This is a genomic window from Salinirubellus litoreus (assembly GCF_037335815.1).
GTDB lineage: Archaea > Halobacteriota > Halobacteria > Halobacteriales > Haloarculaceae > Salinirubellus > Salinirubellus litoreus.
Genome location: NZ_CP147841.1, coordinates 73041 through 99693 on the forward strand (window position 1 = coordinate 73041; position 26653 = coordinate 99693).

The window sequence follows — 26653 nt, forward strand, 5'->3', positions numbered from 1 at the left end:
GTCGTCCCGCGCCGGCGGCGTCGGATTTAACACCGAGAATCCGTAAGGTACGAACGGACATGGGCTTCGGGAGCTACGACGAATCCGAACAGGAGAACCAGGCCGTAGACACCGACCTCGAGGACGAGGAGGCGGTGAACACCGCGGAGCACGACCACCAGGGATCCGTGGAGTACGACTTCGGCGACACGAGCAGCGACGACCTGCTGGACAAACTCGAGGAGATAAAGGGCGGCGAGGCCTCGGACTGAGGGACCGGGCGTGAAGTCGGGCGTCCGCGCGCTCGGGGTCGCCGAGTCCTACCCGGGGACGGCCCGCGCCGAGGGAGGCGGCAGGAGCACGCTCGCGGGCGCGGTGGTCCGCGCCGACCGCGTCGTCGACGGACTGGCCTTCGAGACGTGCACCGTCGGCGGACTCGACGCGACCGACGCTGTCGTCCGTCTCTGGACCGACCTCGACCGCCCGGACGTCCGCTATCTGCTTCTCGCGGGAGTCGCACCCGCCTGGTACAACCTCCTCGATCTCGAATCCCTGCACGAGCGAACCGACCGACCCATCGTCGCGGTGACGTTCGAGCCGAGCGACGAGCCGCTCGAGGAGGCGCTCACTCGCGCGTTCTCCGGTCGGGCGCTGGAACGCCGGCTCGAGCGGTTCGATCGGCTCCCACCCCGTTCGCGCCTCCCGATCAACGACGAGGCGGTGTTCCTCCGGTGGGTCGGATGTGAGCCGAGCGAGGCACGCGACGTCGTCCGTGCGTTCACGCCCGAGGGCGGCCGACCCGAGCCGCTGCGGATCGCCCGGATGGCTGCCCGCGCCGGTCGGGCGCTCCGCGAGGACGAGTTCGAAGGAGGGGACGAAGCCGAGACCGCCGGCGGGGATCGGGGCGGGGACGAACCCGTTTAGTGTGGCCCCGTCGAACCGCGGGCATGGACGACCCCGACGCGATGGACGGCCTCGAGGTGACCGGCTGCGAGCGGTGTCCCGCCCTCGTCGAGTCCCGCTCGCAGATCGTCAACGGCGTGGGGGAGCCGGACGCCGAACTCCTGTTCGTCGGCGAGGCCCCCGGCGCACAGGAGGACCGCGAGGGCGAGCCGTTCGTCGGGCGCTCCGGCGACGTCCTCACGGAGGCGCTGGGCGAGCGCGGGGTCGCCCGCGAGGAGATACGCATCACCAACTGCGTCCGCTGTCGGCCGCCCGAGAACCGCGACCCGCACGTCGAGGAACTGGAGAACTGCCGGCCGTACCTCGAGTGCGAGATCGACCGCGTCGACCCGGACCTGATCGTGACGCTCGGGAAGGTGCCGAGCGAGCACCTCCTGGATCGCTCGGTCGCGGTGACGAAGGAGGCCGGATCGGTCCACGACGTCCGCATCGCCGACACCTCCCGGCGGCTGCTCGTCTCCGTCCACCCGGCCGCGACGCTGTACGATCGGAGCCAGGAGGAGACGTTCGCGGCGGCGCTGGACGAGGCCGTCTCGCTCGCCGGCGTCCGGAGCGAAGGTGGCGGCGGAGGCGACGATCAGTCGCGCCTCGGCGAGTTCTGAACCCCCGAACCCCGTTTCGGGTCGAACGCCGGGAGAGAGCCGTCGCCGCTACGGTCGGTGCTCGATCCGCTCGATCCCCGCACGCCAGTAGGGACGGTCCTCCTCCGGGAGGTTCCACTCGACCTCGGCCTCCGTGGGAACGACCAGCCCGTTTCGCTCCTCGTAGGCGCTGAAGCGGCCGGTCCACGGTGCGTGGTCGTCGGCCTCCTGGCGATAGCGTTCGGTCGTCACCCGCTCGACGCGGTCGTTCTCGTCGAAGTGGAACACGGCCGAGGCGGTGTTCCCGCCGTCCTCGATGGTGGCCCGCGCCGAGGAGTCGTCGACGGCCTCCCACTCGACGCCCTCGGACGGGAGCAGTGCGGTGGGGAACCAGACCGCCTCGGCCAGGTAGCGCACGAGCTCGCCCTCGTTCATGTCCCGGTCGGGGCCGACGTCGGCGACCGTGACCGTCGAGAGGAGCCGCGCCCGCAGGACGCCCGAGCCGTGGTCGTAGGCGTCGAGGACCGTCACCGGGAGGAACGGGAGGACGCGGACGGTCGCGCTCCAGACGAACCCCGGCGGGTCGACGGTGTAGCGCTGAGTCGCCTCCATCGGCCGCCAGGTCCGCTCGGACTCGCGCAGTCTGAACTCCCCCGTCTGTTCCAGCCGGACGGTCCGGACGTACGGTCGACCCTCCTCGAGGACGGTCTCGAAGTAGCGACGGACGGGCTCGGGGAGCCCCTCGAAGTCCGCGCTCCTGACCGACCGCCCGGTGTCGGCGCTGGCCCCCGCGACGAGATCCGACGCGAGGCGGTCGTGGAGCCGGGCGACCCGCAGCGTGTTGAACAGGACGAGCCCGACTGCAGCGGCGACCAGCGCGGCGAGCGCCGGGAGCGCGGAGGGTGTGGGTGTTCTCTCGCTCATGTCCCCCCGTCCTCCCCGGGGGCGTATCAGCGTTCGTGTCTCTCCCTCCGGGCGTCGGGGAGCCGACCCGCTTCCGAGGGACCGCAGGACCCACATCGAACTGTGACAAGCGGTGCTGTGCGGTGCGGGGACACCAGCACGCTCACCCGCTCCGAGCGGCGAAGCCGCGAGGAGCGCAGTTTTTCCCCACGTTTTTGCAAGGAGTGGTTCGCGAGCGAAGCGAGCGAACCCGACGCAGCAAAAAGTGGTGGTGCTTTATTGGAACCCGATGCGGCCGCCGCCGGCACTCCGGGGCTCGGGCTGGCCGCCGCGGAAGTCCTCCTCGACGCGCTCGTAGTAGTCCCGGATGTCCTCGTTGATGGTCGGCCGCACGGATTCGAGGGCCTTCCGGAAGTGGCGCATCTCGACCTCGTCGGCCTCGTCGTCCTCGCGGAGCGCCATGATGGCCGCCTCGCGGCCGATCGACTCGAGGTCGCTCCCCACGTACCCCTCGGTGATCTCCGCGAGTTCACGAAGGCTCACGTCGGGCGCGAGCGGCGAGTCCTGCGTGTGGATCTTGAGGATCTGCTCGCGACCCTCGAGTTCGGGCTCGCCGATGTAGACGAGGCGGTCGAACCGCCCGCTACGGATGAGCGCGGGGTCGATCATGTCCGGGCGGTTGGTCGCGCCGATCACCATCACGTTCTCCATCTCCTCCAGCCCGTCGAGTTCGGTGAGGAGCTGGTTGACGACCCGTTCGGAGACGTTCGAGCCGATGTCGCCGCCCCGTCCGGGTGCGAGCGAATCGAGCTCGTCGAAGAAGATCACCGTCGGGGCGACCTGCCGAGCCTTGCGGAACGTCTGCCGGATGGCCTTCTCGCTCTCCCCGACCCACTTCGAGAGCAGCTGCGGGCCGCGGACGGAGATGAAGTTGGCGTTCGTCTCGTTGGCCACGGCCTTGGCCATCAGCGTCTTGCCCGTGCCGGGCGGGCCGTACAGGAGGACGCCCGAGGGCGGGTTGATCCCCATCCGCTCGAACTTCTCGGGGGAGTTCATCGGCCACTCGACGGACTCCTGGACCTGCTCCTTGGCGTCGGTGAGCCCGCCGACGTCGTCCCAGGTGATCTTCGGGAGTTCGACGAGCACCTCGCGCATCGCGCTCGGGTCGACCTCGGCGAGCGCGCCCCGGAAGTCGTTGCGCTTGATGATCATCCGGTCGATCAGGCTCGGCGGGATATCCTCCTCGTCGAGGTCGATCTCGGGGAGATACCGGCGAAGAGCCTTCATCGCGGCCTCTTTCGTGAGGCTCTCGATGTCCGCGCCGACGAAGCCGTGGGTCTCGTCGGCGAGGTGGTCGAGGTCGACGTCGTCGGAGAGGGGCATCCCGCGGGTGTGGATCTGGAGGATCTCCTTCCGACCCTTTTCGTCGGGGACACCGATCTCGATCTCGCGGTCGAACCGGCCCGGCCGCCTGAGCGCGGGATCGACCGAGTCGACGCGATTGGTCGCGGCGATGACGATGACCTGGCCGCGCGATTCGAGCCCGTCCATCATCGTCAGCAGCTGGGCGACGACCCGGCGCTCGACCTCGCCGGTGACGTCCTCGCGCTTGGGCGCGATGGAGTCGAGCTCGTCGATGAAGATGATCGAGGGCGACTCCTCGCTGGCGTCCTCGAATATCTCGCGTAGCTGCTGTTCGGACTCCCCGTAGTACTTCGAGATGATCTCGGGGCCGGCGATGGAGAAGAAACTCGCCGAGGTCTCGTTGGCGACCGCCTTCGCGAGCAGGGTCTTCCCCGTGCCCGGCGGGCCGTGCAACAGCACGCCCTGTGGGGGCTCGATCCCCAGTTTCTTGAAGATCTGCGGGTGTTTCATCGGGAGTTCGACCATCTCCCGGACCCGCTGAATCTCGCTTTCGAGGCCGCCGATGTCCTCGTAGGTGATGCCGCCGCCAGTCTTCTCGAACCCCGAGATCGGTTCCTCGCGCAGTTCGACCTCCGTGTCCTCGGTGACGAGGACGACACCCTCCGGCTCGGTCTCGACGGCGATGAGCGGGATCGCCTGGCCCGGCGAGCGCATGAACGGGTGGTTGGTCGAGGACATCACGGGGACGATGTCACGCCCGACTACCGGCCGCTTGAGTATCTGCCGTTTGACCATCCCGGCGGCGTCCGAGCCGAACTGGACGCTCGCCTCCTCCGGGGGTGCGAGTACCAGCCGGTCGGCCTTCGTCGCCTCGGCCTTGCGGATGGTGACCCGCTCGCCGATGCCCACGTCGGCGTTCTGCCGGGTGAACCCGTCGATCCGGACCGTGTCCGTGTTCCAGTCCTGCCGGTCCGCGCGCCACACCTTCGCCGCGGTCGTGTCCGCCCCCTCGATCTCGATGATGTCTCCCGGACTGAGCTTCAGGTGAAGCAGCGTGTCCGGGTCGAGGCGGGCGATGCCGCGTCCCGAGTCGTTCGGGTACGCCTTCGCCACCTCCAGTTGAACCTCGTTCATGATAGGCTGTAGTGTGTAAACGAACGGCCCGCGGCGTCCATATGTCTTCCGTTCACATAGCCGCGGTCCGACGGCCGTCGGACGCACCGACCCCGAACCGCTTTTGCCGACGGGTCGCCGCCTCCCGGTATGCGAACCCTCGCGTTCGACAGCCGTATGGGCGCTTCGGGCGACATGCTGCTCGCGGCGCTGCTCGCGGCCGGTGCCGACCGCGCGGCCCTCGCCCCCGTCGAGGACGCCGACCGCCTCGACGTCCGTTACGACGTCGGCGAGACGACGAAGAACGGTATCCATGCGACGACCGTGACCGTCCGTCTCGACGGGGACGATGACGGGAGCGCCGACGGAGAGGAGGGTGGGAGCGCCGACGGCGCAAACGCGGGTACGCGGGCCGAGCACGTCCACGAACACGACGACGACGACGATGGCGATACCGGTACCCCCGACCACTCCCCCGGGCACGCCGACCACCACGACCCCCACGGACACGACCACGCGGAGGGTGCCGGGCCGAATCGGAGCTACGCGGAGGTGCTCGACGTGGTGGCCTCGATGGATCTCGATCCCGGCGTCGAGGCGGACGCCCGGGCGACCTTCGAGCTGCTCGGCGAGGCCGAAGCGAGGGTCCACGGGACCGACCTCGACGAGACGCACTTCCACGAGGTCGGGGCCGACGACGCCATCGCGGACGTCGTCGGCGCGTGTCTCCTCCTCGACGACCTCGACGTCGAACGGGTGGTGACGACGCCCGTCGCCGCGGGCGGCGGCGAGGTCTCGATGAGCCACGGGACCTATCCGATACCTGCGCCGGCGGTGATGAACCTCGCCGCCGAGGCGTCGTGGGAGCTACGGGGTGGACCCGTCGAGGCGGAACTGCTCACGCCGACGGGCGCGGCCCTGCTCGCACAGTTCGCGGAGGGGGTCGAGGCGCTCCCCTCGCTCCGGGTCGAGCGGGTCGGCTACGGCGCTGGAGGCTACGATTTCACCGACCACCCGAACGTCCTCCGGGCGACCGTGGGCGAGTCCTCGGGATCGCTCGTCCGCGACGGGATACGGGTGCTGGAGACGAACCTCGACGACGCCACGCCGGAGATCCTGGGGAGCCTCCAGGGGACGCTCGCCGACGCCGGCGCGCGGGACGTCACGGTGGTCCCGACGACGATGAAGAAGTCCCGGCCGGGCCACCTCGTGAAGGTCGTGGTCAAACCCGAGGACGCCGAGCGAGTGGCCCGCAGACTGGCCGAGGAGACCGGGACGCTCGGGGTGCGCGACTCGGGGGCCGACCACCGCTGGATCGCGAACCGCCGGTTCGTGACGGCGACGCTCCTCGACGGCGACGAGCGCCACGAGGTGGCCGTGAAGATCGCGAGCGATACCCATGGAACGGTCTACGACGTGAGCGCCGAACACGACGACGCGCTGGCCGTCGCCCGCGAGACGGGGCTCGCGGTGCGGGAGGTCGCCCGCCGAGCCGAGCGGGCGGCCCGGGAGGGCGGGGCGACCGACGACCGACTGTTGCACGTGCTGGAGCGAAGGCGGTGGGAGGCGGTCGAGGACGCCTATCGCCCCGACTCGCTCGACGTGGACGGGTTCGTCCACCTCTCGACCGCGGACTCGATACTCGGCGTCGCGGCGTACAGCCACGCCGACGCCGAGGACCCGGTACTGCTGGTCGTCGACCCGGCGGCACTCGCCGCGGCGGTCAGGTACGAGGAGACGCCCTCGGGAGCGTTCCCGCACGCTTACGGGCCAATCGAGCGCGACGCCGTCGTCGAGGTGCTCCCGTTCCCGAGAGAGGACGGCCAGTACGTCCTCCCGGAGGCGCTGCGCTGAGCCGGTCGGCCTCCGGCCCCGGAGACTCCACGCTCGGCCCGGCACACGCCGGGGACGACCCTATTCGTCGTACGGCCCTCGTAGGGGTATGAACGGCGAGAGCGCGACCGGCGGACTCCCGGAGGAGACGACGGACGATCCGACGACCCTCGGCGACGAGGGGCTCTCGGAGCTCGATCGGCGGGCGGCTCGGGAGGGAGGCCCGACGGCCGACGAGGAGGCGACGGTCGAGCGGGTCCGGGCGTTCGGCTGGCTGCTGGACGACGCCATCCCCGTGCCCGGGACCGACTTCCGCGTCGGGCTCGACCCGATCCTGAGTATCGTCCCGGTCGTCGGCGACCTGCTCGGCGCGCTCCTCTCGCTGTACCCGGTCGTAGAGGCCTACCGGCTCGGAGTGGAGCGGAAGACCATCGCCAGGATGCTCGCGCTGATCGCCGTCGACGCGGGCGTCGGGTCCGTGCCGGTTCTCGGGACGCTGTTCGACGCGGTCTGGAAGGCCAACGAGTGGAACGTCCGGACGATAGAGCGCCACGTCGAGGGGGACTGACGGGGCGGCACGCGGCGGTCGGTCGACGTCGAGGACCGGAAGGAAAGCTACGGGTTCTTCTCCTCGGATAGCCTACTGGTCCGGCATGGCCACCATCGTCACCGGCACCATCCCGAGCCGGGAACTGGCGCTCGACTACACGCTCGAACGGCTCCCCGAGCTCGAGGTCGAGTGCGAGCGTATCGTCCAGAGCGGCGAGAAGAGCATAATGCCGCTGGTGTGGGTCCGCTACGACGACCGCGAAGCGTTCGAAGCCACGCTCGCGGAGGATCCGACCGTCGACGGCGTGGAACTCCTCTCCGAGTTCGACGAGGAGTTCCTCTATCGGATGGAGTGGACCGACCACGTCCGTCTCCTCCTCCACATGCTCACGAACTCGGAGGCGACGATCCTCGACGCCTACGGCCGGGACGAGGGCTGGCACCTCAGGGGGCTCTACCCGGATCGGGACCACCTCTCGCGAACCCACGAGTTCGCCGAGGAGCACGGGCTGACCTTCGACATCATCACGCTGCGCGAGATGGAGGGCGAGCCCGCGGGCCGCTACGGGCTGACCGACAGCCAGCACCGCGTGCTGGAGCTGGCGGCCAGGCGGGGGTACTTCGAGGTCCCGAGGGACGTGACGCTCCAGGGACTCGCGGACGAGATCGGTGTCTCACATCAGGCGCTCTCCGAACAGCTCCGACGGGGCACCGGTGCGCTCGTCGAGGACACCATCTGCATCGGGTCGTTCCCGGAGAAGGACGATCGGGACGGGGACGAGAAGGGGACGACCGAGGACGCCGAACGGGTCACCCGCGCCGGCTGAGGAGAGAGGGGCGGGGAGGGATTCGAGGCGAGGACGGGGACGACCCGATCGACGCTCACCCGAGATCGAGATCGGCGAGGAACGTCTCGACCGGATCGACGAGAGCAGGGCCCGTCTCCTCCGGCACGTAGTGACCGACTCCGCCGAACTCGACGGTCCGGGCGTCCCCGAACAGGGTCTCGAACCGCCGGAGGTCCCGCTCGCGGAACAGCGGGTCCTCCATCCCCCACGCGAGGAGCGTGGGATGGTGCTTGATGACCGGGACGCGCTCGCGCAGGTCGGCCAGCCACTCGCGCTCGGTCCGGAAAGCCCGTGGGAGGATCCAGGTCCCCCGCCGCCCGCCGGGCGGGAGCGGTCGACGGTACTGCTCGCGTATCGCGGGTGTGAGCTGTGAACGGTCGGCGTAGGCCAGCGGCATCGCGTACTCGACGAAGGCGTTCAGCCGCTCGCAGGCGATCCGACCGAGCGGACCGCCGGCCAGCCGGGAGAACGCCTCGAACCAGGGATCGCCCGAGACGGGCCAGCAGAGCGTGTTCGTGACGACCAGCCCGGGGACGTTCGTCGGGTGGTCGGCGGCGTACGAGAGCCCGACCGGCCCACCCCAGTCGTGGACGACCGGGACGACCCCGTCGAGCCCGAGCGTTCCGACGAACCCCTCGACGACCGCCGCGTGATCGCTCGGGAGGTACGAGAACCCCACCGGGTGCTCCGAGAGCCCGAAGCCGAGGTAGTCGAGCGCGACACAGCGGTAGTCGTCGCGGAGTCCCGCTATCAGGTGTCGGTAGAGGAACGACCACGTCGGGTTGCCGTGGAGGAAGAGGAGGGCCGCGTCGGGGTCAGCGGGCCCCTCGTCGACGTAGTGGACGGTCCCGTGCGGGAGGTCGAGGAACCGTGACTCGAAGGGGTAGGCCGCGCGGTCGACCCAGTCGGGATCACGGACGGGGGCTCCCCTGGCCATGGTCGAAGCACGCGGTACTCGGACAAAAGAGCCCCCAACAGACGCCCCCTCTGGGGTACGCCTCGCCGGTCGCGGATCGCTCCACTCGCCGTTCGGAGGGAGTGGTCCGCGCCCCGCCCGGGCCGAGGGCTCACCCCGTTCACGGCTCCCTGCGGTCGCCGTTCACGTTTCCGAGGCCTCGCTACTCCTCGCGGTGTTCGGCCATCGCCTCCTCCAGGGAGAGCTCGCCGAGGGCCACCCGTCGGGCGAGGCTGTCGGTGAGCTCGCGGTTCTCGGGCGAACGTTCCCGGGAGCGGTTCTTGACGACCTGGATCTCCCCCGCCGTCGGCTCGACGTCGCGGGAGGTCACCGGCTCCCCCTCCAGCCGGGCGATGTTCACGGCGGCGAGGACGTCCCCCACCCCCGTGCCGCAGGTCCCCTGCCCGAGGTAGGGGGTGGTCCCGGTCTCGTCGACCAGCTCCACCCGAACGTCGTCGAGCGCGTCGACGATGCGAGCGCCCTGGAGCCGCGCGCCGTCACCGACCCGGACCACGGGGTCGACGGCTCCGTCGAGTTCGCGCTCGATGGTCGCGACCGCGTCGGACAGCGGGACGGCGAACGCCGCGACCACCGTCTCGCCCGAGAGGACGGCGATACCGGGGCGCTCGCCGGGGTCGACGCCGACGACGGTCCGACCACCGCCCCCGCGGAGCGTCGCGAGCGCCTCCTCGACGGCCCGGCGAGACTCGCCTCCCGAGACACGCACGAGCGTCGCCTCGCCGGGATCGACCTCGTCGTCGGGGCCGGTCACGACGACGCGGGTGTGCTCGGGCAGATCCTCGCCGGGCTCGACCGTGGTGAACGTCACCCCGCGCTCGCGGAGTTCGCCCACGACGTCGTGGTAGACCTCGAAGTCGGCGGTGGCGACGACGATCACGTCCCCCGTTGGTGGAGGTCGAGTAAAGCGCTTGCCACCGAGGGGATGACCGCGGCACTGACGACCCACGGAACGCTGGGGAGGTTCGGATCGGCGGCGAGAGCGGCCCGATCCCCGTGTCTCACTCGTCCGCCCGGTCGAGCGCCGCCCGGTCGAGGACGGCGTCGCGGGCCCGCTCGGCACAGCCCCGGCGTAGACGGGGGAAGTAGAGCGTGTTCTCGTCGACGGGGTGTGACAGGAACCCGGCCTCGCCCGGCTCGACGCCCGCCTGCCGTATCTGGATGTGTCCGGTGAGGATGCCGGGGGAGAGGTCGACGCCCCGTATCTCCCCCATCGGGATCCGCTTGTCCTCGAACATCGAGGCCGAGGACCGCTCGATGGAGACGTGGTCGGCGTGGACCGAGAGCGTCCCGCCCTGCATCCGGCAGGAGACGAGCGGCTCGGCCACCTCGCCCTCCTCGCCGTCCCCCGTCCCTCCGGTACCGTCCGACGCCACGTTCATCGTTACCGTAGGACGACCCCGGGAACGAAAAGTCCACGGGCGAGGTGACCGGGGACTCGTGGGCGGGAATCGCGGAGGTTTATACCCGAACACGCAGAACTGGAAGGTAGTGAACGATCGGATACCGACGGGGTGTGCGCCCGTCGACGAACTGCTCGGCGGGGGGTTCGAGCGGAGCACGGTCACTCAGATCTACGGCCCGCCGGCGTCGGGGAAGACGAACCTCGCGCTCTCGGCGGCCGTCGAGGTGGCCGCCGCGGGCGGGACCGCCCTCTACATCGACACCGAGGGGCTGTCGGTCGACCGGCTCGAACAGGTGGCGAGCGCCCGCGCCGACGGGGACGTGAGCGTCGAGGGGATCGCCTCGCGGATCATCATCACGGACGCGCTCGACTTCGGCGAACAGGAGGAGGCCGTCCGCGACGCCGCGGAGTTCGCTGGACAGGTCGATCTCGTGGTGCTCGACTCGGCGACGGGGTTCTACCGGCTCGAACGCGACGACGGCGACGAGGGCGCGACGCTCCGCGCCGTGACGCGGCAGGTCACCCACCTGCTCTCGCTCGCCCGCAAGCACGACCTCGCGGTCGTCATCACGAACCAGGTGTTCTCGGATCCCGACAGCGACTCCGAGCGCACCCGCCCGCTGGGCGGACACACTCTCACCCACTGGTCGGGGACCGTCGTCCGCGTCGAGCGGTTCCGCGGGGGCAACCGTCGGGCGACCCTGGAGAAGCACCGCTCGATGGCCGCGGGCGAGACCGCGCGGTTCCGCATCACCGGATCGGGGCTCGAGGCGGTCGAGGAGCCCGTCTGAGCCGTCGCTCCGTCGATAGGTGACCGGTTCTTTCGTTCCCCTGTCCCGCTGGAGACCCCGCGAACGTGAGCGTGAACGGAGGGCTGCGGGTCGCCGCCTACAGCTCGCCGAGCTTCCGGAGGAGCTGGCCCTGGTACTCCTCGTCGGACTGCATCCCCTTCTTCTCGATGACGTTCCGTTCGAGCTTGTCGAGGGCGACCCGGAACGCGGACTCGGAACCGTATCCCTCACCGGTGCCGGCTACCTGCCCGACGTTGGTCCGCAGGCGGATCTGGGCGTAGATCAGGGGCGTCCCGCGGAGCTTCTCCTTGTGCTCGTTGAACCGGACGTGAGCGTGGTGGACCTGCATCTCGCTGTACTTGTCCGACACCTGCTCGATGCTCCGGACGATCTCCTCGCGGCTGATCGTGTCGAGAAGGTCGATGTTCGTGATCTGGACGTCCATATGCTCCTCCTCGGTGTAGGTGAGCGCGCGGAGCACGTCGGTCTTCGTGAGCACGCCGGCGACGAGCCGGTCGTCCTCCTCGGGCGTGACGACCAGCCCCCCGAGGTCGAGTTCGAGCATCCGATCGACGGCGTCGCGAACGCTCGCGCCGCGATCGACGGTCTCGACCGGGCTGCTCATGATGTCGTAGACGGGGAGGTCGAGCATCCGGTCGGAGTCGCCCACCCGGTCGCCCCGGGTGGTCCGCCCCTCGTCGCGGACGACGAAGTCGACGATGTCGTGGGTGGTGAGCATCCCCGAGAGGAGGCCGTCGTCGTCGACGACGGGGAGCCGCGAGATCCCGTTCTCGCGGAGGAGGTTGATCGCGCGGCCGACGCTGTCGGACTCGGGGATGGTGACGACCTCCTCCGTGTAGATCTGCTCGACCGTCAGCACGTCGAGGTTCTCGACCACCGCCTCGAGGATGGCGTCGACGGTGATGATCCCCCAGAGGCCGCCGGCCTCGAAGACGGGGGCGACCTTCACGCCGCCCTCGACGAGGATGCGCGCGACCTCGCGGACGTCGCCGGTCCGATCGACCCGCGGGGCGCTCTTCATCATCGCCGCGGCCTTCGTGTCGTCCTCCACGTGCGAGGAGAGGAGCTGTCGCTCGGTGATGATGCCGGCGTACTCGCCGTCCTCGAGGACGAGTATCCCCTTGGGGTTCTCCCGCTCGAACAGCGACTTGACCTTCCCGAGACGCTCGTCTGACTCGACTTCGATCTGCTCGCGGGTCGCGATATCTGCGATATCCATGGTCGATCCTGCCTCCCGTTCGCCGCCCGAAGTTATGAAATGTCGGTATCCGTCCCGGCCCTCGGCGGTGGCGTCCGGCGACCCCGGAGTGAGGCCGGAGGGTCAGAAGAGTCCGACCCCCGATAACGCGACCTGGTGTTGTTCCCGAAGCCGGGGTCCAGTCATCCCGCTCCCGCCAACGGAACTCGCGCGTGACCGCCGCTCTCGCCTCCCCCATGCGTTCCCGACTCGGCGACTCATCCGTCCTCGATCACGTCGATGGCATCGACGTCGGTCACCGTCTCTGGCGACGAGTAGTTCCGACGATCGCTATCGCCTTTGGGGGTCTGTACTGGATCGCTTCGCGGATCGTCCCGGGCGTAACCCGCTCCGCTCCCGTGGTTCCGATTCGTCCTCGTGTCCCACTGGGCGTCGTTCCCCCCTGGCGTTATCCCTTGGGTAGCGATACACGTTAGTCGGGTCCGTCGGCACGGAGGAAGGCATACGAGGACGAAGGGGGGCGGTGTCTGTGGGACCACCCCTACCAACACAAATAAATGATCCATGAGCATCAATGACACGTACGATGGTTGGAGGATGTGGGGTCATCGGTGGTGGGGGCTACCCGATCGACGATATGGCCGAGACCCTCGCCTGGACTGGTGAGGAGGACGAGTCCCGGTACGAGGACTCGTCGCTTCGTCTTCACGGGTTCACCCACCCGAGCCGAAACGACCAGGCCCCCGGTCGAGCCCCGGAGCGTGACGCCCTGGTCTGGGTCTGGGGCAACGTCGTCGGCTATCGGCGGAACGGATCCTATCGACCCCGAAGACCGGAGGACCGTCCCCCGTCGACATACTGTGCTCGTCGGTACGCGGATGACGGGTTGGACTTCGTTCGCCGGTTGAACGGCGACTTCGTCGGCGTCGTCTACGACCGCGAGCGGTCGAGGGTCTCCGTCTTCACGGACCGCCTCGGGACCTGGCCGCTCTACTTCACCGAGACCGACGACGACACGGTCGTGTTCTCGGCTCACGTCCAGTCGCTCGCGGAGTATCCATCGATCTCGCCCGCGTTCGACGAGGAGTACGTCGTGCAACACCTGTCCTGGAGAGGTGGTCCCTACGGGGTGAAGACCCCGTTACAGGGGATCGAAACGTTCCCCCCCGGGACGGTCACGACCTACGATCTCGAGGGGGGCTCGGTTTCCCGGGAAACCTACTGGCGGCCAAAGTTCTCCGACAGCGGGACGTTCGACAGCTACTCCGCGTACGTCGACGCGTTCGTCGACCGGTTCCAGGCGTCCGTGGCCGAACGAACTCGTGACCGTTCGAAGCGGTACGGGATACTGCTCAGCGGCGGAAGCGACGCGCGGCTGATACTCGGAGCGCTCGACGACGATGTCGACGTCACTGCCTATCACATGGCAGACTGGATGAGCAAGGAGGCGAGGACCGCCGAGCGGATCGCGATGAAAAAGGACGTCCCGTTCCGGTTTCTCCGTCGTGATCCGGGGTATCTCGGAAGGGTGCTGGAACGTTCGCCGAAGATGTGGAACTTCCAACAACTTTTCAACCAGGCCTGGGCGGAGGGGTTCATCGACGACATCAGGTCGGAGGTCGACGTGCTCCTCACTGGCCACTTTGCCGACACGATGTTCAAAGGGACGTTCGTACCGACCCGATACGTCGGTCTCGGCCCCCTGGGTCCCCACGACACCAGGGTCGAACTCCCGATAAACTCGATCGAGGAGTTCGATCGTGAATTCGGCCCTCGAAAGCCCGAGTTCGTCGACTCGGACGTGGAACTCCCGGACGTTCTCGCCCGAAACATCCGATGGATCGGGGATCACGTCGAGAGCTACGGGATCGAGTTCGACTCGTTCAGGGATTTCGTGCTCGGACGGCTCCACGTCCCCGCAACTACCGACCCGTTCTTCAGACAGAGCCTCCGGGAGAATCTCGAACTTCAGATGCCGATCTACGACGACCGGCTCTTGGATCTGTGGATGGCCACGCCGACGGCGTACAAGCTCAGGCGTAACGTCATCAATTCGGCCGTCAAGGCGATCGACCCCGAACTCGCCGACATCCCACACGCCGCCACCGGAGTCCCGGTCAGATGCTCGTACCCCGTCCATCGAATCGGTGATCTCCCGATGAACGCCCTCCGCCTGGCCTCCCCGTTCGAGGCGATCCCGGCGGAACATGTGGGTCACCACCCCTGGGGGAATCACCCGGAACTGATCCGCAAGGGATCGTACGTCAAGGACGCGCTCTACGACGCGGAGGATGTGATACGATCGCTCCCGTTTCTCGACTGGGATGCCGCTGTCGATTGCTACGAGGACCACCTCGCTGGCGAGGACAACGCCAAACTGCTCTACCGACTCGTCACCTTCCTCGAGGCACCGCTCACGAGGCGGATCGCGACAGCCGACGACCAGCCCTGAACGGGGGGCGAAGGTCCTCCCCCTCCTCCCCCTGGTGCCGCGCGACCGATCGGTCGCAGTCCCCGATCGAGTCCCTCGAGACGGAATCCATCCGGACGGGGACGCCGCCGGATCGAACCGACGAGTGATGCTCGGCGGACTCATCCCCGGTCCAGAAATCCGATACGTTACCCCTGAGATCGCTCGGTCCTACATCCCTTTTCCGTCGTCGTCGTTGTGCCCGGGCATGACTCTCACCTCCGCCCGCTGGATGGTTGTCTGAGAATATCAATCATACGGAATGGAAAACTATAACTGGTTCAGCAGGACGTATCCCGGACCCTCGACGACAGGGTCTCCAGGCTCTACCGCAGTTCGCGCGAAGACGCTCCGATCCCGTCCCCGGAGACGCCGCCCCACAACGCCCCGGATCGCTCGACGGTTCGTCCGTTCCACGGACCGGTTTCTTCTCGGCGGTCAGGGTCGAAGCCGCGTCGATCGACGACCGGGTCAGCCGCGAGACGACCCTGGCCGTCGTTCTCGAGCGACCGTGTCCCGCACCTATACGTAGATCGACAGGTCGTGAACTGCATCCCCACCGCTATCCAACGTAACTGTCTTAGGTGAGTGGGTTCGGGCTGACACCGCCCACGTCATGCGGAATCACCTCCTTCCTTGCCGTCCGATCCCCCCGGCTCGTCGTCGAGTCCGAGCCGACCGATGTGCTCACGGCGCCGCTTCTCGAGTTCCTCCCGTTGGGTGGGCTGGTCGTAGTGCTCCTCGATCACGCGAACCGACGAATTGACTAGCTTCGCGACCACCTCGATTGGGACGCCACGGTTCAACTGCCACGTGATCGACCCACGGCGAACCGGGTGGGGACTTCGGGAGGACGGACACTTGCTCGCCTGCGAGTAATCGACCCACTCACAGGTGTCGCGCTCCTTCCCGTGTGGGCACTCCATGTGGAGGACGAAGAGTAACCGGCTCCTCGCAAGCTGGGAATACTGTTCGACGCAATCACTGGGGAGACCGTTAGTGTCGGGAAGTAAACCGATCCCTCGGCCGGTACTCGACTATTGTCTGTGACCAACGACCAGCCCACAGTCTTCGCATTCTACAGCAGCGGGTCCACCCAGGTCGGTAAACGGCTCCTCTACCGTAAGCTCCTCACTGCAAGCAGGACAGGTACCTGACGAGGAAAGTTCCGATACTGCAGTGAGTGACTCGACACGAGGAACCATCTCGCGAACCGGGTTACTGGTCCACTCGACCCGCTCCTTGAGGTGGGCCAGGTCGTCGTACGATACCTTCGACACGGCATGGTCGTCGATGACTTCCCTCTCCGCAGCCAGTTCGTCGCGCAGGTATTCGATCTCCTGTTGCTGGCTCTCGATGACCGACTCCAGCTCGGCAGCGCGTGACCGGAGGTTCTGCGTGCTCGCGATATCGACTGTATCCGTCTCGTCTACAGGGGTGTCGTGTCCAGTTTGGACGGTTGCTCCACCATCTGTTATCTCCGTAGTCGGAGTATCATTCGGCTCGTGAGCCACCAGGTCGCCTTCCTCGAGTCGAATACGTATCGTTTCCGTACACGTGGGATACTCCAACGCCTCGTTTTCCGACTGGTGTAAGAGGGCAACGAGCCGGCGAAGTATCTCGGATCGGCTCACGCCAACCTCTTCTGCCGATTCGTCGACAATCTCCTGCGTTGCCTCGTCGACCTTGGTCGTCATCGGGAGGTTGCCTTGGCATGTCGCCATCGTATAACCCTATTATACCACCCGATGATATTATGCGTTGGGGGCGTTTCCGCGGTATACTCCCACAGACTGGACAGCAGCCCCTACACCCGAAGGAGCCGAATAGCAAGCTCCTCGGTGATATCGAAGTGGGTGTCGTAGAAATCGAGGGCGGCGATCACCAGTGTCAAACTGGCTGCGGTGAGCCCGTTATACCTCGTCAGGAGGAAAGGCCTCGAATACCTCAACAAGTAGCCGAATGCGGTGCTTGCCGGCAAACCTCCCTTTTCATTCCCAGTGGCAGGATATCCGGCTCTGCTGAACTCCCCGAGATGTGGTAATATACGTTTGCGAGATACAGAGCGTGAGTTTAGCACCACGTATACATTTGTCTCCGGTCATTCTAGTCAACGTATCTACTCATACCTAGAACTTAGTCTTGGTCACGAATATTTACTTACGTATCGATAGTTGTGGATGGCAATGAGTGGAGGCTGTTCGTATAAGTTCAATCCAGAATCGTCGGAGACGACGATATCTGGGCAGTGGACGTGTCCACACGAGTCGTATGAGGATGCAGCCTACTGTGTCTTCCACGTTACTCGATGTGATCCAGAGGTCCAGCCATCTACGATGGAGATTCGGACGGCGTTCCTCGAAGGACTCCAGTCGGACGACCCTCGGCGATCCCAATTTATTGGCATCAGTGTCGAAACGTTAGACCTCTCTGAAGCAGACCTCCACGTAGTGGGCGGCGACAGCATTGACCTTCGACACGCTTCACTCAACGTTCTCAATTTGACGAGTGCACGAGTTAATGATGTCCTCCGATGCGACGATGCCAATATTGAGAACCTTCTCGCGGATGTCTCCGAATTCTTGGATCGAGTCCGGCTCTGTGGCTGCCAGATTGAGTTAGCCAGGTTCGATCTAGCCACCTTTGAACGATATGCAAATTTCAATGGAACAGAATTTAAGGAGCTATACTGTAATACCGCGTTTTTCAATCGAGTCCGTTTTAATGAGAGCCAATTCTCAGATACAGCTAGTTTTCATAACACCACATTCAGGGATTGGACCGATTTTGGGGACACGCAATTCCATGGAACTGCCATCTTCTCTCGCGCCCGGTTCAATGATGACGTAACCTTCACCAGGTCAGCATTTACCGGAGAAAAGTGTAACTTCAAGGGTTGCCGTTTCCGCCGCAAGGCGACATTCGAGCACGTTCAGTTTACCATCTCACCAGACTTTGCTGAGATTGACTGCACTGGGAGCCACCACTTTCAATTCCACGCACCGGCCGCTGACATCATCGTTTCCTTCCGAGATGCCAACCTCACCCAAGGCCCTATAGAGCTGGTCATCGGCGAGAAACATGAAGACACCGACGAATGGAAATACGACCCGTCCGGTGAGATAGCAGTCGACTTCACAGACGCTTCTTTAGGCGAGGTCGATCTTCATAGCCAGATAATACACGAGGAAATCAAGGAGTTAGAAGAGTCAACATCCTATTTGGTCAATACATTAAATACTGTAGTTGATCTCGACACTATTCGCTTCCGGAGGACGACATTCGACGGTTTCGACTTTAGCAAGTACCACACGAACTTGCTGGAATCCAACTGGAATATCCATCATTTCAATACACCAGACGTTGACGGGCCTCCATCCCTGCAGTTCACTAAGGAGCCAACACCCACTGATCTGGAAGAAACTTATCTCAAAGCTAAGAACGGGGCCCGTGCATCAGGCGACAATCGTGCCGCAAGTGAATTTTTCCTTCGCGAAATGCGGCAGCGACGAGCCCAACATTACGCCACTGTCCGCTCCGACAAGTCGCCCCTCACCCGCCTCAAAGGAATCCTCTCCACAGCAGCAAACGACCTCCTCTACGTGACAGCCGGCTATGGAGAACGTCCTAGCTACGTAATCGGAATCTCATTCGGAATAATCCTCTTCGCTACATTCCTATTCCAGGGATTCCTCGCATCATACCGCGCCCCACCCAGCATCTGGATCGAATCCTTCCTCTTTAGCTTCCAGAGCTTCATTACATTCACCATAGGCTCACCCCCCTCCGGAAGTGAATCACCCTTCATCCGTATGTTAAGCGCATTTGAAGGGTTCCTCGGCGCCTTCCTGATCGCCCTCTTCGTATTCACACTCACTCGATCAGTCCACCGTTGAGTCACCCTCGCTTCCAGGACAATGCCACCGACCTCGTTTAGTCAGAGAATATATTGAGCGGATCCAACTATTGACAGGATCGGGCAGAGTTTAATAAGATGGCTCATCAAACATATTGGAATGTTCCACATCACATTTAATGTCATAAGTGATCAATATTTCACTTATTAATTCCGCGATCCAAGATGGTGAGGTCGGTGCGACGTAAATTTTTTCAATGAGTTTGTCCAGATCTACTGAAATATAAATTCCCTCTGGTTGCTCACTCCAATCAATTTTCCTCGCAGGTGCTTGTACCTCTTCGTCATATTCAATCTCACCTGTGTAGGGGAGCTGATCACATAACATCCTCAACTCCCGTTCGTGTTGAAAGCTCTTTCTTTTGGATAAGTATCGTCGTAGAGTATTGTCTTCTGGAATTGTCTCTTCATCATAATCCAGATATTGGACTTTCCCTATGTGAATGCGATAATCACAATTTTGAAGAGCAGATTTTAGTCGTCCAAAACGAGATTGAATAGCGATACCCTCATCAGATTTCAAATAAGTATTCCACATTGCTGCTGATTCATAATCATTCATATGCCAGCAATTCAAAAAGAACATACGGTCACTATCGAACTCATCTAACAAGGGACCTGACTTTAGAGCCTCTAGAACCTTTCCTATCGTCCCATCTTTCGGGTCCAATTCATCGTGCTTTTCAACAATTGATTCCCACCACTCCCGATATTTATTGACCAGCAACTTTCGGTCTTCGTAGTTGCCTTGCGGGTACTTTCCTTCGAAAGGATCCTCAAATTGATCGACTCTGGTGAAGTAAAGTGATGTCTTTTCCAATAGGGACATTAGCTGTGATAAATCCATATACCTCCAAACTTTTTTAGAATCATTCCTTGGTGAGATTGTAACTGGATGATCTTCGTACGGCATTCACATAGAGATAGTCTACCAAGGACTAAATATAGTGGTCTTTGCGGATTCATAGCTACCAGTGGTTCTGGGTCTCTTGATATGCAACATACGCGCCCTCTATTCAGCAGGCCGGATAGAATATATCACAAATAGATCAGTTGGCGAGGACGCGACACCTTGATCAGGTGGTCGTAGATACGCTCGGTCGTCTGTATCGACCGGTGCCGGAGTCTGTTCCGGACGTCGTATAGCGTGTTTCCGTCTTCGGCGTTCATCATCCGGTAGGCGACGCTGTGCCGGAGTGCGTGCGGCGTCACGTCTCCAGAGTCACCTCGAGAGCCATCGAGGCGGTAGGGGCGAAGGTCTGCTGTCTCGGCTACTTGTGGAGCATATTGCGAACACCCTGGGTGCTGATCCGCTCGGACGACCGCCCCGGAAACAGGGCCGATGATTCCTTCCACCGATTGGTGAGATAGGACGAGACGAGCCGGGTCACGTCTGCCGACAGCGCCATCGTCACCGGACCAGGGCTGTTGTCGTTCGGGTAGTCCTTCTGGATGTGGCCGGGGAGGTACAGCTCGCTGTTGCCCTCCCGTAGCATCTCGCCGTCGAGGTCGACGAGCTCTCCGACTCGGAGGCCGGTGTCGTAGGTGAGCGCGATGATGGTCTCGTTGCGCTGCTGGAGGTACGAAGTCCCGTGTCCTCGTAGCAGGCGGTACGGAGGGCATCGACCTGGTCGGGAGTGAGCCACACTTTCGCGCGAACTTTGGAATCTGCGTTTTCGGGCATTTCGGGAGGGACTCTTTAAATACGAACACGGGCCCATCCTACTTGAACTTCGGAGTCTACGCACAGACTCCAAAGCTCACCCCCAATGTGATGTCGGAATGGGAAGGGGTACCGAAGTAGATGATCTTGTTGAAACCCTCAATCCGTGGTAGGTTTCAACAGTCCTGCTGAATACAGAGCGCGTGCTCCGCGGACCCCTCTGCTGGGGTTGCGCCGTTGTGGCTCGGCTCACCGGCGCTTGGCTGCCCACTGTCAGTCATGGGTAGCAGCACCTCCCGTCGTCACACGCGGGACACGGTTGCTCCTCTTCGAGGATGTAGTCCCCGCAGTAGTCGCAGACTGGGGGTTCGAGCCATACTTCACGGCTCACTGCACCCACCTCCGTGGCGACAAGTGGCGGGTTTGAAGCCACCGGCTATGGCCGGTGAAACCGTAATAAGCGAGTGGGTTCGGGCGGATTTGAACCGCCGGCCTCCTCCATGTCAAGGAGGTGTCATAACCGGTCTAGACCACGAACCCTCGCACTCTACCGTACCCCGGAGAGGTGTTTGAAGGTTTCGGAACCGCCCCTCGGGGTCCCGGTACCGCCCCGATGGCGACACGCTTAAGCGGATGTACTGATATGAACATCACAAGACGAAGACGTACATCAGTGATACCATGAAGGACTACATCGAACGGGTGACCGAGGGCGAGGACCTCAGTCAGTCGGCGGCCCGAGAGGCCGCCCGACTGGTGTTCGAGGGAGCGACCGAGGCCCAGATCGGGGCGTTCCTGGCGGCGCTCCGGGCGAAGGGCGAGACGGAGGCCGAGATCGCCGGTCTCGCCGAGGGGATGCGCGAGGTCGCACGGACCATCCACCCCGACCGGACGCCGCTGGTCGACACCTGCGGGACGGGCGGCGACGACCACAGCACGATCAACGTCTCGACGACGAGCGCCATCGTCGTCGGCGGTGCGGGCGTCCCGGTCGCCAAGCACGGGAACTACTCGGTCTCCTCCTCCTCGGGGAGCGCCGATGTCCTCGAGGAGGTCGGGGTAAACGTCGACGCCGAGCCCGAGGCCGTCGAGCGAGCCATCGAGCGCGACGGGATCGGGTTCATGCTCGCGCCCGTGTTCCACCCCGCGATGAAGGCCGTCATCGGCCCGCGGAAGGAACTCGGGATGCGGACGGTGTTCAACGTCCTCGGCCCGCTCACCAACCCCGCGGGCGCGGACGCGCAGGTCGTCGGGGTGTACGACCCCGACCTGGTGCCGGTGATGGCCCGGGCGCTCGCCCGGATGGACGTCGAGCGCGCACTCGTCGTCCACGGCTCGGGGATGGACGAGATCGCCCTCCACGGCGAGACGACCGCCGCCGAGATGCGGGGCGAGGAGATCAGGGAGTTCACCCTCACGCCGGCCGATCTCGGGCTGGACTCGGCCCCGGTCGCCGACGTCGCAGGGGGCACACCGTCGGAGAACGCGGCCGACCTCCGGGGCATCGTCGGGGGCGACGTCCGGGGCGCGAAGCGGGATATCATCCTCGCCAACGCCGGCGCGGCCATCTACGTCTCCGACGAGGCCGACTCGCTCGAGGAGGGCGTCGAACGCGCCCGCGAGGCCATCGACTCCGGCGCGGCCGCTGCCAAACTCGACGAACTCCGATCGGGCGCATGAGCGGGGCGAGCGCCCTCCGCGTGAAGGTCTGCGGGCTGACCGACGAGACCGACCTCGGCGTCGCAGTCGAGGCGGGGGCCGACGCGGTCGGGATCGTCGCCGACGTCCCGGTCGATACCCCGCGGGAGGTCCCGGCCGCCCGTGCCCGCGAACTCGCCGACGCGGTCCCGCCGTTCGTCACGAGCGTCCTCGTGACGATGCCGGGATCGGTCGCCGAGTGTGCGGAACTCGCAAAGCGCGTCGGCACCGACGCCGTGCAGGTCCACGGCGACCTCACCCCCGCGGAGGTCGAGGCGCTCGGCGGGAGCTTCGACGGGGACGTCCTCGTCGCCACCGACCACCGGACCGCCGCCGAGTACGCCGCCGTCGCCGACGGCCTCGTCGTCGACTCGGTGGACGACTCCGGTGCCGGCGGCACCGGCGAGACCCACGACTGGGAGCGCACCCGCGAGGTCGTCCGGGACCTCGACGTCCCGGTCGTCCTGGCGGGCGGACTGATCCCGTCGAACGTCGCCGAGGCCGTCCGGACGGTTCGACCGTTCGCGGTCGACGTCGCCAGCGGCGTCGAGGGCGAGGTTCCAGGTCGAAAGGACCACGACGCGGTCCGGGGGTTCGTCCGCCGGGCGAAGCGTGCCGGCGAGCGGGCCGACGAGGGGGTGACGGCCGAACCGTGACCCGCGCCGTGGACACCGACCGCGAGACGTTCCGCGAGCACGCTACCGACGGCCCCGCCGTGATCCGTGTGGCCGTCGACCTCGACGTCGACGTCGAGCCGCTCGCGGCGTACGCCGCCCTCGTCGGCCGGACGAGCGACGCCGACCGCGCGCCGTACACGTTCCTCCTGGAGAGCGCGGAGAAGGTCGCCTCCAGCGACCCCGACGGGGCGTTCTCGGCGGATCGAGGTGCCGACAGACACGCCCGCTTCTCGTTCGTAGGCTACGACCCCTCGGCGGTCGTCACGGTCGGTCCTCGCGGGACCGACGTCGAGACGTTCGACCCCGGCTACGAGGGGCTCCTCACCCCCGATGCGGCGGAGGACGGTGACACCGTCGACACCCTCCGGGCGGCACTCCCCGACATACCCCGACGGAACTTCCCCGAGAGCGACCGACAGACGCTCGACGGCGGTCTCGTGGGATTCCTCACCTACGACGCCGTCTACGACCTCCACCTCGCGGAGGTCGGCCTCGAACGACCGGACTCGCGGCTCCCCGACGCACAGTTCGTCCTCACCACCCGAACGCTCGCGTTCGATGACGGTGCCGACACCGTCTCGCTCGTGTTCACCCCCGTCGTCCGTGAGGACGACGACCCCGACGAGATCTACGGCGAACTGCTCGCCGAGGCCGACCGGGTGGAGGAGCTGCTATCGGGGGCGACCGAGCCGGAAACCGGCGGGTTCGTCCGGAGAGGGGAGGACGCCGGCCCGCAGGACGAGTACGAGGACGCGGTCCGCCGGGCGAAGGAACACGTCCTCGACGGGGACATCTACCAGGGGGTCATCTCCCGCAAGCGCGAACTCCACGGGGAGGTCGACACGCTCGGGTTCTACCGCGCCCTGCGCGAGGTCAACCCCTCGCCGTACATGTACCTGCTCGCCCACGACGACCTGACCGTCGTGGGAGCCTCCCCCGAGACGCTCGTCTCCGTCCGGGGACAGGAGGTGATGGCGAACCCCATCGCCGGGACCTGCTCCCGGGGAGCCTCCCCCGTTGAGGACCGACGGCTCGCCGGCGAGATGCTCGCCGACGAGAAGGAGCGGGCGGAGCACACGATGCTCGTCGACCTCGCGCGAAACGACGTCCGGCGGGTGAGCGAGGCCGGGAGCGTCCGCGTCGAGGAGTTCATGAACGTCCTCAAGTACAGCCACGTCCAGCACATCGAGTCGACGGTGACCGGTCGACTCGCCCCCGAGCACGACGCGTTCGACGCCACCCGGGCCGCGTTCCCCGCCGGGACCCTCTCGGGCGCGCCGAAGATCCGCGCGATGGAGATCATCGACGCGCTCGAACGCGAGCCACGAGGGGTGTACGGCGGCGGTGTCGGCTACTACTCCTGGACGGGCGACGCCGACTTCGCCATCGTCATCCGCACCGCGACGGTGGAGGCGGGAGTCGGCAGCGGCGGTGAGGACCGTGACGGCTGTACGCCGTCCCGTCCCGAGGACCTGATCACCGTCCAGGCCGGTGCGGGTATCGTCGCCGACTCGGACCCGACCAGCGAGTACGAGGAGACCGAGAAGAAGATGGACGGGGTGCTCGCGGCGCTCGAACGCATCGAGGAGCCGCCCGAGCGCGAGCGCGAACGGGGGGTGTCCCGATGAGCGTCGCCGACAGTTCCGCGAAACGGGTGCTGTTCGTCGACAACTTCGACTCGTTCACGTACAACCTCGTCGAGTACGTGAGCCAGCTCCCGGGCACGGAACTGGCGGGCGTGCTTCGGAACACCGCGTCGGTCGACGAGATCCGAGCACAGGACCCCGACGCCATCGTCATCTCGCCGGGGCCGGGCCACCCGAAGAACGACCGCGACGTCGGCGTCACGATGGACGTCCTCCGGGAGCTCTCGCCGACCGTCCCGACGCTCGGCGTGTGTCTCGGGCTCGAGGCCGCCGTCTACGAGTACGGCGGGAGCGTGGGCCGTGCCCCCCGACCGATCCACGGCAAGGCGTTCCCCATCGACCACGACGGTCGGGGCGTCTTCGAGGGGCTCGATCAGGGGTTCACGGCCGGGCGTTACCACTCGCTGATCGCGACCGAGGTGCCGGACTGCTTCGAAGTCTCGGCCACCACGGCGGACTCGGGCGAGGACCTCGTCATGGGGGTGCGCCACCGGGAGTACCCCATCGAGTGCGTGCAGTTCCACCCCGAGTCGGTGCTGACGGGTGTGGGCCACGACGTCATCGAGAACTTCCTCGACGGCGTCTGAACGGTCGAGATCGCGGTTCCGTACCCCGTGTGACTGCTCGGCTGTAACGTAGCATACGCCGAGGGAGCGTCAGCGAGCGAGGCGTTTTGGTTCGAGAGACGCCTACGGCGTCTCTCGTCATCACGAAAGACCGCAGAGCGGTCTTTCGTACGACACCGCACCGAGCGTAGCGAGGTGCGGCCTTTTTCACCCATGTTTTTGCGGCGAGCGGTGCGCCGAAGGCGCACCCGAGCCGGAAAAAGATGGTTTAATAGAAGGCCACGGGCGTCCCGGGCGAGTCGTCGCGGGTGATCTTCTCCATCGCCTCCTCGAAGTCGGTCATGCGGATCTCGGTGCGCTCGTCGCGGATGGCGAACATCCCGGCCTCGGTGGCGAGCGACTCGAGCTCGGCCCCGGTGAAGCCGTCGGTCTCCTCGGCGAGCGCCTCCATGTCGACGTCGTCGTCGACGTTCATCTCCCGCGTGTGGATCGCGAGTATCTCGCGCCGGCCGTCGAGGTTCGGCTCGGGAACCTCGATGAGGCGGTCGAACCGCCCGGGCCGGAGGATGGCGCGGTCGAGCATGTCGAACCGGTTCGTGGCGGCGATGATGGAGATGTCACCGCGCTGGTCGAACCCGTCCATCTCCGAGAGCAGCTGCATCATCGTCCGCTGGACCTCCGCATCGCCGGAGGTCTTCGACTCCGTGCGTTTGGAGGCGATGGCGTCGATCTCGTCGATGAAGATGATGGCGGGGGCTCGCTCCTCGGCGAGCTCGAACAGGTCCCGGACGAGCCGGGCACCCTCGCCGATGAACTTCTGGACGAGTTCGGACCCGGCCATCTTTATAAACGTCGTGTCGGTCTGGTTGGCGACGGCCTTGGCGAGCATCGTCTTGCCCGTCCCCGGCGGGCCGTGGAGCAGCACGCCCGTGGGTGGCTCGATGCCGACCGTCTCGAACCGCTCGGGATCCATCAGCGGCGCTTCGACGGCCTCCCGGACCTCGCGGACCTGCTCCTCCAGCCCGCCGATGTCGGCGTACTCGACGCTGGGCGACTCCTCGACCTGCATCGCCTGGGCCCGGGCGTCGGTCTCGTTGTCGAGGAGGCTCTGGACCGCGAAGGAGTCGTTGATCGCGACGCGGTTGCCGGCTTCGAGGCGTTCGGAGAGGCGCGGGGAGACGTCCGTGAGGACCTCCTGGTTGTTGCCGTGCTGTTTGAGCACCACCTCGTCGTCGTCCGGCGAGACCTCCTCGACGGTGGCGAGGTAGAGCGAGGAGGTCTTGAGCGCCTCGTTCTCCCGCTGGAGCTGGTCGACCTCGTCTTGGAGGTCACCCCGTCGGCTCCGGGCGGCGTCTAGCTGGTCCGCGAGCTCGTCGTGGACCTGTACGATGTCGGCGAAGTGTGCTCGTAAAGCGTCCAGGCGCTCGTCCTCCGACATCTCGGGGTCGAGGTCGAGCGACGGTCTGTCTGGAAGCGACGGACTGCGGGACATCTG

23 protein-coding genes, 1 tRNA gene and 2 pseudogenes are annotated in these 26653 nt (G+C 65.6%); 14 read left to right on the forward strand and 12 right to left on the reverse strand.

Annotated elements, in window-relative coordinates; translation table 11 throughout:
* Nucleotides 1-59 precede the first annotated feature (59 nt).
* The 3 genes from WDJ58_RS00350 to WDJ58_RS00360 are packed head-to-tail and all read left to right on the forward strand — an operon-like array spanning nucleotide 60 to nucleotide 1544.
* Nucleotides 60-251: a DUF5786 family protein gene (locus WDJ58_RS00350; protein WP_338915634.1), complete on the forward strand. Its 192-nt coding sequence runs from the start codon at nucleotides 60-62 to the stop codon at nucleotides 249-251.
* Nucleotides 252-261: 10 nt separating this feature from the next.
* Nucleotides 262-903, forward strand: a complete 642-nt coding sequence (locus tag WDJ58_RS00355) for a DUF99 family protein (RefSeq protein ID WP_338915635.1) — start codon at nucleotides 262-264, stop codon at nucleotides 901-903.
* A 23-nt stretch (nucleotides 904-926) separates the two neighbouring features.
* Complete coding sequence (locus WDJ58_RS00360) at nucleotides 927-1544, forward strand: uracil-DNA glycosylase (protein WP_338915637.1); 618 nt, start codon at nucleotides 927-929, stop codon at nucleotides 1542-1544.
* A 48-nt stretch (nucleotides 1545-1592) separates the two neighbouring features.
* On the opposite strand, the gene WDJ58_RS00365 is transcribed toward WDJ58_RS00360, so the two are convergent.
* Both WDJ58_RS00365 and WDJ58_RS00370 read right to left on the reverse strand, forming a co-directional pair.
* The gene (locus WDJ58_RS00365) at nucleotides 1593-2447 is read right to left on the reverse strand and encodes a DUF6920 family protein (protein ID WP_338915638.1); all 855 of its coding nucleotides are present in this window, start codon (nucleotides 2445-2447) and stop codon (nucleotides 1593-1595) included.
* A 255-nt stretch (nucleotides 2448-2702) separates the two neighbouring features.
* A complete protein-coding gene (locus tag WDJ58_RS00370) occupies nucleotides 2703-4925 on the reverse strand; it encodes a CDC48 family AAA ATPase (protein ID WP_338915639.1) in 2223 nt (740 codons plus the stop codon).
* 129 nt (nucleotides 4926-5054) lie between these two features.
* Between WDJ58_RS00370 and larC the strand changes: the two are divergent.
* The 4 genes and pseudogenes from larC to WDJ58_RS00390 form a co-directional block, all read left to right on the forward strand.
* Nucleotides 5055-6422: pseudogene (larC, locus tag WDJ58_RS00375) on the forward strand (nickel pincer cofactor biosynthesis protein LarC); the annotation flags it as partial.
* Nucleotides 6423-6446: 24 nt separating this feature from the next.
* Nucleotides 6447-6758 (forward strand): DUF952 domain-containing protein, encoded by a 312-nt coding sequence (locus WDJ58_RS00380; RefSeq protein ID WP_338917897.1) that lies wholly within the window; start codon nucleotides 6447-6449, stop codon nucleotides 6756-6758.
* 88 nt (nucleotides 6759-6846) lie between these two features.
* Nucleotides 6847-7305, forward strand: coding sequence for a DUF4112 domain-containing protein (locus WDJ58_RS00385; RefSeq protein ID WP_338915640.1), 459 nt, complete (start codon nucleotides 6847-6849; stop codon nucleotides 7303-7305).
* 85 nt (nucleotides 7306-7390) lie between these two features.
* On the forward strand, nucleotides 7391-8113 hold the full coding sequence (locus WDJ58_RS00390; RefSeq protein ID WP_338915641.1) for a helix-turn-helix domain-containing protein: 723 nt from the start codon (nucleotides 7391-7393) through the stop codon (nucleotides 8111-8113).
* A gap of 55 nt (nucleotides 8114-8168) precedes the next feature.
* Here WDJ58_RS00390 and WDJ58_RS00395 read toward each other — a convergent pair whose 3' ends face one another.
* The 3 genes from WDJ58_RS00395 to WDJ58_RS00405 all read right to left on the reverse strand — a co-directional run bounded on the left by WDJ58_RS00395 (nucleotide 8169) and on the right by WDJ58_RS00405 (nucleotide 10489).
* Nucleotides 8169-9071: an alpha/beta fold hydrolase gene (locus tag WDJ58_RS00395; RefSeq protein WP_338915642.1), complete on the reverse strand. Its 903-nt coding sequence runs from the start codon at nucleotides 9069-9071 to the stop codon at nucleotides 8169-8171.
* A 181-nt stretch (nucleotides 9072-9252) separates the two neighbouring features.
* A complete protein-coding gene (locus WDJ58_RS00400; protein ID WP_338915643.1) occupies nucleotides 9253-9987 on the reverse strand; it encodes a hypothetical protein in 735 nt (244 codons plus the stop codon).
* 121 nt (nucleotides 9988-10108) lie between these two features.
* Nucleotides 10109-10489 (reverse strand): DUF4429 domain-containing protein, encoded by a 381-nt coding sequence (locus WDJ58_RS00405; protein ID WP_338915644.1) that lies wholly within the window; start codon nucleotides 10487-10489, stop codon nucleotides 10109-10111.
* 109 nt (nucleotides 10490-10598) lie between these two features.
* On the opposite strand from WDJ58_RS00405, the gene radB reads away from it, so the two are divergent.
* The gene (radB, locus tag WDJ58_RS00410; protein WP_338915645.1) at nucleotides 10599-11303 is read left to right on the forward strand and encodes a DNA repair and recombination protein RadB; all 705 of its coding nucleotides are present in this window, start codon (nucleotides 10599-10601) and stop codon (nucleotides 11301-11303) included.
* A gap of 97 nt (nucleotides 11304-11400) precedes the next feature.
* Here the strand turns inward: radB and WDJ58_RS00415 are convergent, their stop codons facing one another.
* The gene (locus WDJ58_RS00415; protein ID WP_338915646.1) at nucleotides 11401-12543 is read right to left on the reverse strand and encodes a CBS domain-containing protein; all 1143 of its coding nucleotides are present in this window, start codon (nucleotides 12541-12543) and stop codon (nucleotides 11401-11403) included.
* Between the two features lie 616 nt (nucleotides 12544-13159).
* Here WDJ58_RS00415 and WDJ58_RS00420 point away from each other — a divergent pair.
* Nucleotides 13160-14974, forward strand: a complete 1815-nt coding sequence (locus WDJ58_RS00420; RefSeq protein WP_338917898.1) for an asparagine synthase — start codon at nucleotides 13160-13162, stop codon at nucleotides 14972-14974.
* A gap of 632 nt (nucleotides 14975-15606) precedes the next feature.
* Here the strand turns inward: WDJ58_RS00420 and WDJ58_RS00425 are convergent.
* Both WDJ58_RS00425 and WDJ58_RS00430 read right to left on the reverse strand, forming a co-directional pair.
* Complete coding sequence (locus WDJ58_RS00425; RefSeq protein WP_338915647.1) at nucleotides 15607-15774, reverse strand: hypothetical protein; 168 nt, start codon at nucleotides 15772-15774, stop codon at nucleotides 15607-15609.
* A 255-nt stretch (nucleotides 15775-16029) separates the two neighbouring features.
* Nucleotides 16030-16689 carry a ribbon-helix-helix protein, CopG family gene (locus tag WDJ58_RS00430; RefSeq protein WP_338915648.1) on the reverse strand — a complete coding sequence of 220 codons (660 nt, stop codon included), beginning with the start codon at nucleotides 16687-16689 and terminating at the stop codon, nucleotides 16030-16032.
* A 483-nt stretch (nucleotides 16690-17172) separates the two neighbouring features.
* On the opposite strand from WDJ58_RS00430, the gene WDJ58_RS00435 reads away from it, so the two are divergent.
* A complete protein-coding gene (locus WDJ58_RS00435; protein WP_338915650.1) occupies nucleotides 17173-18888 on the forward strand; it encodes a pentapeptide repeat-containing protein in 1716 nt (571 codons plus the stop codon).
* A gap of 90 nt (nucleotides 18889-18978) precedes the next feature.
* Here the strand turns inward: WDJ58_RS00435 and WDJ58_RS00440 are convergent, their stop codons facing one another.
* The 3 genes and pseudogenes from WDJ58_RS00440 to WDJ58_RS00455 all read right to left on the reverse strand — a co-directional run bounded on the left by WDJ58_RS00440 (nucleotide 18979) and on the right by WDJ58_RS00455 (nucleotide 21111).
* Nucleotides 18979-19821, reverse strand: coding sequence for a hypothetical protein (locus WDJ58_RS00440; RefSeq protein WP_338915651.1), 843 nt, complete (start codon nucleotides 19819-19821; stop codon nucleotides 18979-18981).
* Nucleotides 19822-19946: 125 nt separating this feature from the next.
* A pseudogene (locus WDJ58_RS26290) lies at nucleotides 19947-20592 on the reverse strand (tyrosine-type recombinase/integrase).
* A gap of 444 nt (nucleotides 20593-21036) precedes the next feature.
* A tRNA-Val gene (locus WDJ58_RS00455) sits at nucleotides 21037-21111 on the reverse strand.
* 141 nt (nucleotides 21112-21252) lie between these two features.
* Between WDJ58_RS00455 and trpD the strand changes: the two genes are divergently transcribed.
* The 4 genes from trpD to trpG are packed head-to-tail and all read left to right on the forward strand — an operon-like array spanning nucleotide 21253 to nucleotide 25179.
* Nucleotides 21253-22251, forward strand: coding sequence for an anthranilate phosphoribosyltransferase (gene trpD / locus WDJ58_RS00460; protein WP_338915654.1), 999 nt, complete (start codon nucleotides 21253-21255; stop codon nucleotides 22249-22251).
* Entirely contained in the window at nucleotides 22248-22925 is a 678-nt protein-coding gene (locus WDJ58_RS00465; protein ID WP_338915655.1) for a phosphoribosylanthranilate isomerase, read from the forward strand. The genes trpD and WDJ58_RS00465 overlap by 4 nt, the downstream gene beginning before the upstream one ends.
* Complete coding sequence (gene trpE, locus WDJ58_RS00470) at nucleotides 22922-24574, forward strand: anthranilate synthase component I (protein ID WP_338915656.1); 1653 nt, start codon at nucleotides 22922-22924, stop codon at nucleotides 24572-24574. The genes WDJ58_RS00465 and trpE overlap by 4 nt, the downstream gene beginning before the upstream one ends.
* Entirely contained in the window at nucleotides 24571-25179 is a 609-nt protein-coding gene (gene trpG, locus WDJ58_RS00475) for an anthranilate synthase component II (RefSeq protein WP_338915657.1), read from the forward strand. The genes trpE and trpG overlap by 4 nt, the downstream gene beginning before the upstream one ends.
* A 247-nt stretch (nucleotides 25180-25426) precedes the next feature.
* On the opposite strand, the gene pan2 is transcribed toward trpG, so the two are convergent.
* Complete coding sequence (pan2, locus tag WDJ58_RS00480) at nucleotides 25427-26650, reverse strand: proteasome-activating nucleotidase Pan2 (RefSeq protein WP_338915658.1); 1224 nt, start codon at nucleotides 26648-26650, stop codon at nucleotides 25427-25429.
* Nucleotides 26651-26653: the final 3 nt, after the last annotated feature.

Excerpts from the sequence above, each read along its gene's own strand:
- WDJ58_RS00350 (WP_338915634.1), top strand. The coding sequence starts at position 60 with ATGGGCTTCGGGAGCTACGACGAATCCGAACAGGAGAACCAGGCCGTA.
- WDJ58_RS00360 (WP_338915637.1), top strand. The coding sequence starts at position 927 with ATGGACGACCCCGACGCGATGGACGGCCTCGAGGTGACCGGCTGCGAG.
- WDJ58_RS00365 (WP_338915638.1), bottom strand. The coding sequence starts at position 2,447 with ATGAGCGAGAGAACACCCACACCCTCCGCGCTCCCGGCGCTCGCCGCG.
- WDJ58_RS00370 (WP_338915639.1), bottom strand. The coding sequence starts at position 4,925 with ATGAACGAGGTTCAACTGGAGGTGGCGAAGGCGTACCCGAACGACTCG.
- WDJ58_RS00385 (WP_338915640.1), top strand. The coding sequence starts at position 6,847 with ATGAACGGCGAGAGCGCGACCGGCGGACTCCCGGAGGAGACGACGGAC.
- WDJ58_RS00390 (WP_338915641.1), top strand. The coding sequence starts at position 7,391 with ATGGCCACCATCGTCACCGGCACCATCCCGAGCCGGGAACTGGCGCTC.
- WDJ58_RS00395 (WP_338915642.1), bottom strand. The coding sequence starts at position 9,071 with ATGGCCAGGGGAGCCCCCGTCCGTGATCCCGACTGGGTCGACCGCGCG.
- WDJ58_RS00405 (WP_338915644.1), bottom strand. The coding sequence starts at position 10,489 with ATGAACGTGGCGTCGGACGGTACCGGAGGGACGGGGGACGGCGAGGAG.
- WDJ58_RS00415 (WP_338915646.1), bottom strand. The coding sequence starts at position 12,543 with ATGGATATCGCAGATATCGCGACCCGCGAGCAGATCGAAGTCGAGTCA.
- WDJ58_RS00420 (WP_338917898.1), top strand. The coding sequence starts at position 13,160 with ATGGCCGAGACCCTCGCCTGGACTGGTGAGGAGGACGAGTCCCGGTAC.
- WDJ58_RS00430 (WP_338915648.1), bottom strand. The coding sequence starts at position 16,689 with ATGACGACCAAGGTCGACGAGGCAACGCAGGAGATTGTCGACGAATCG.
- WDJ58_RS00435 (WP_338915650.1), top strand. The coding sequence starts at position 17,173 with ATGGCAATGAGTGGAGGCTGTTCGTATAAGTTCAATCCAGAATCGTCG.
- WDJ58_RS00440 (WP_338915651.1), bottom strand. The coding sequence starts at position 19,821 with ATGCCGTACGAAGATCATCCAGTTACAATCTCACCAAGGAATGATTCT.
- trpD (WP_338915654.1), top strand. The coding sequence starts at position 21,253 with ATGAAGGACTACATCGAACGGGTGACCGAGGGCGAGGACCTCAGTCAG.
- WDJ58_RS00465 (WP_338915655.1), top strand. The coding sequence starts at position 22,248 with ATGAGCGGGGCGAGCGCCCTCCGCGTGAAGGTCTGCGGGCTGACCGAC.
- trpG (WP_338915657.1), top strand. The coding sequence starts at position 24,571 with ATGAGCGTCGCCGACAGTTCCGCGAAACGGGTGCTGTTCGTCGACAAC.
- pan2 (WP_338915658.1), bottom strand. The coding sequence starts at position 26,650 with ATGTCCCGCAGTCCGTCGCTTCCAGACAGACCGTCGCTCGACCTCGAC.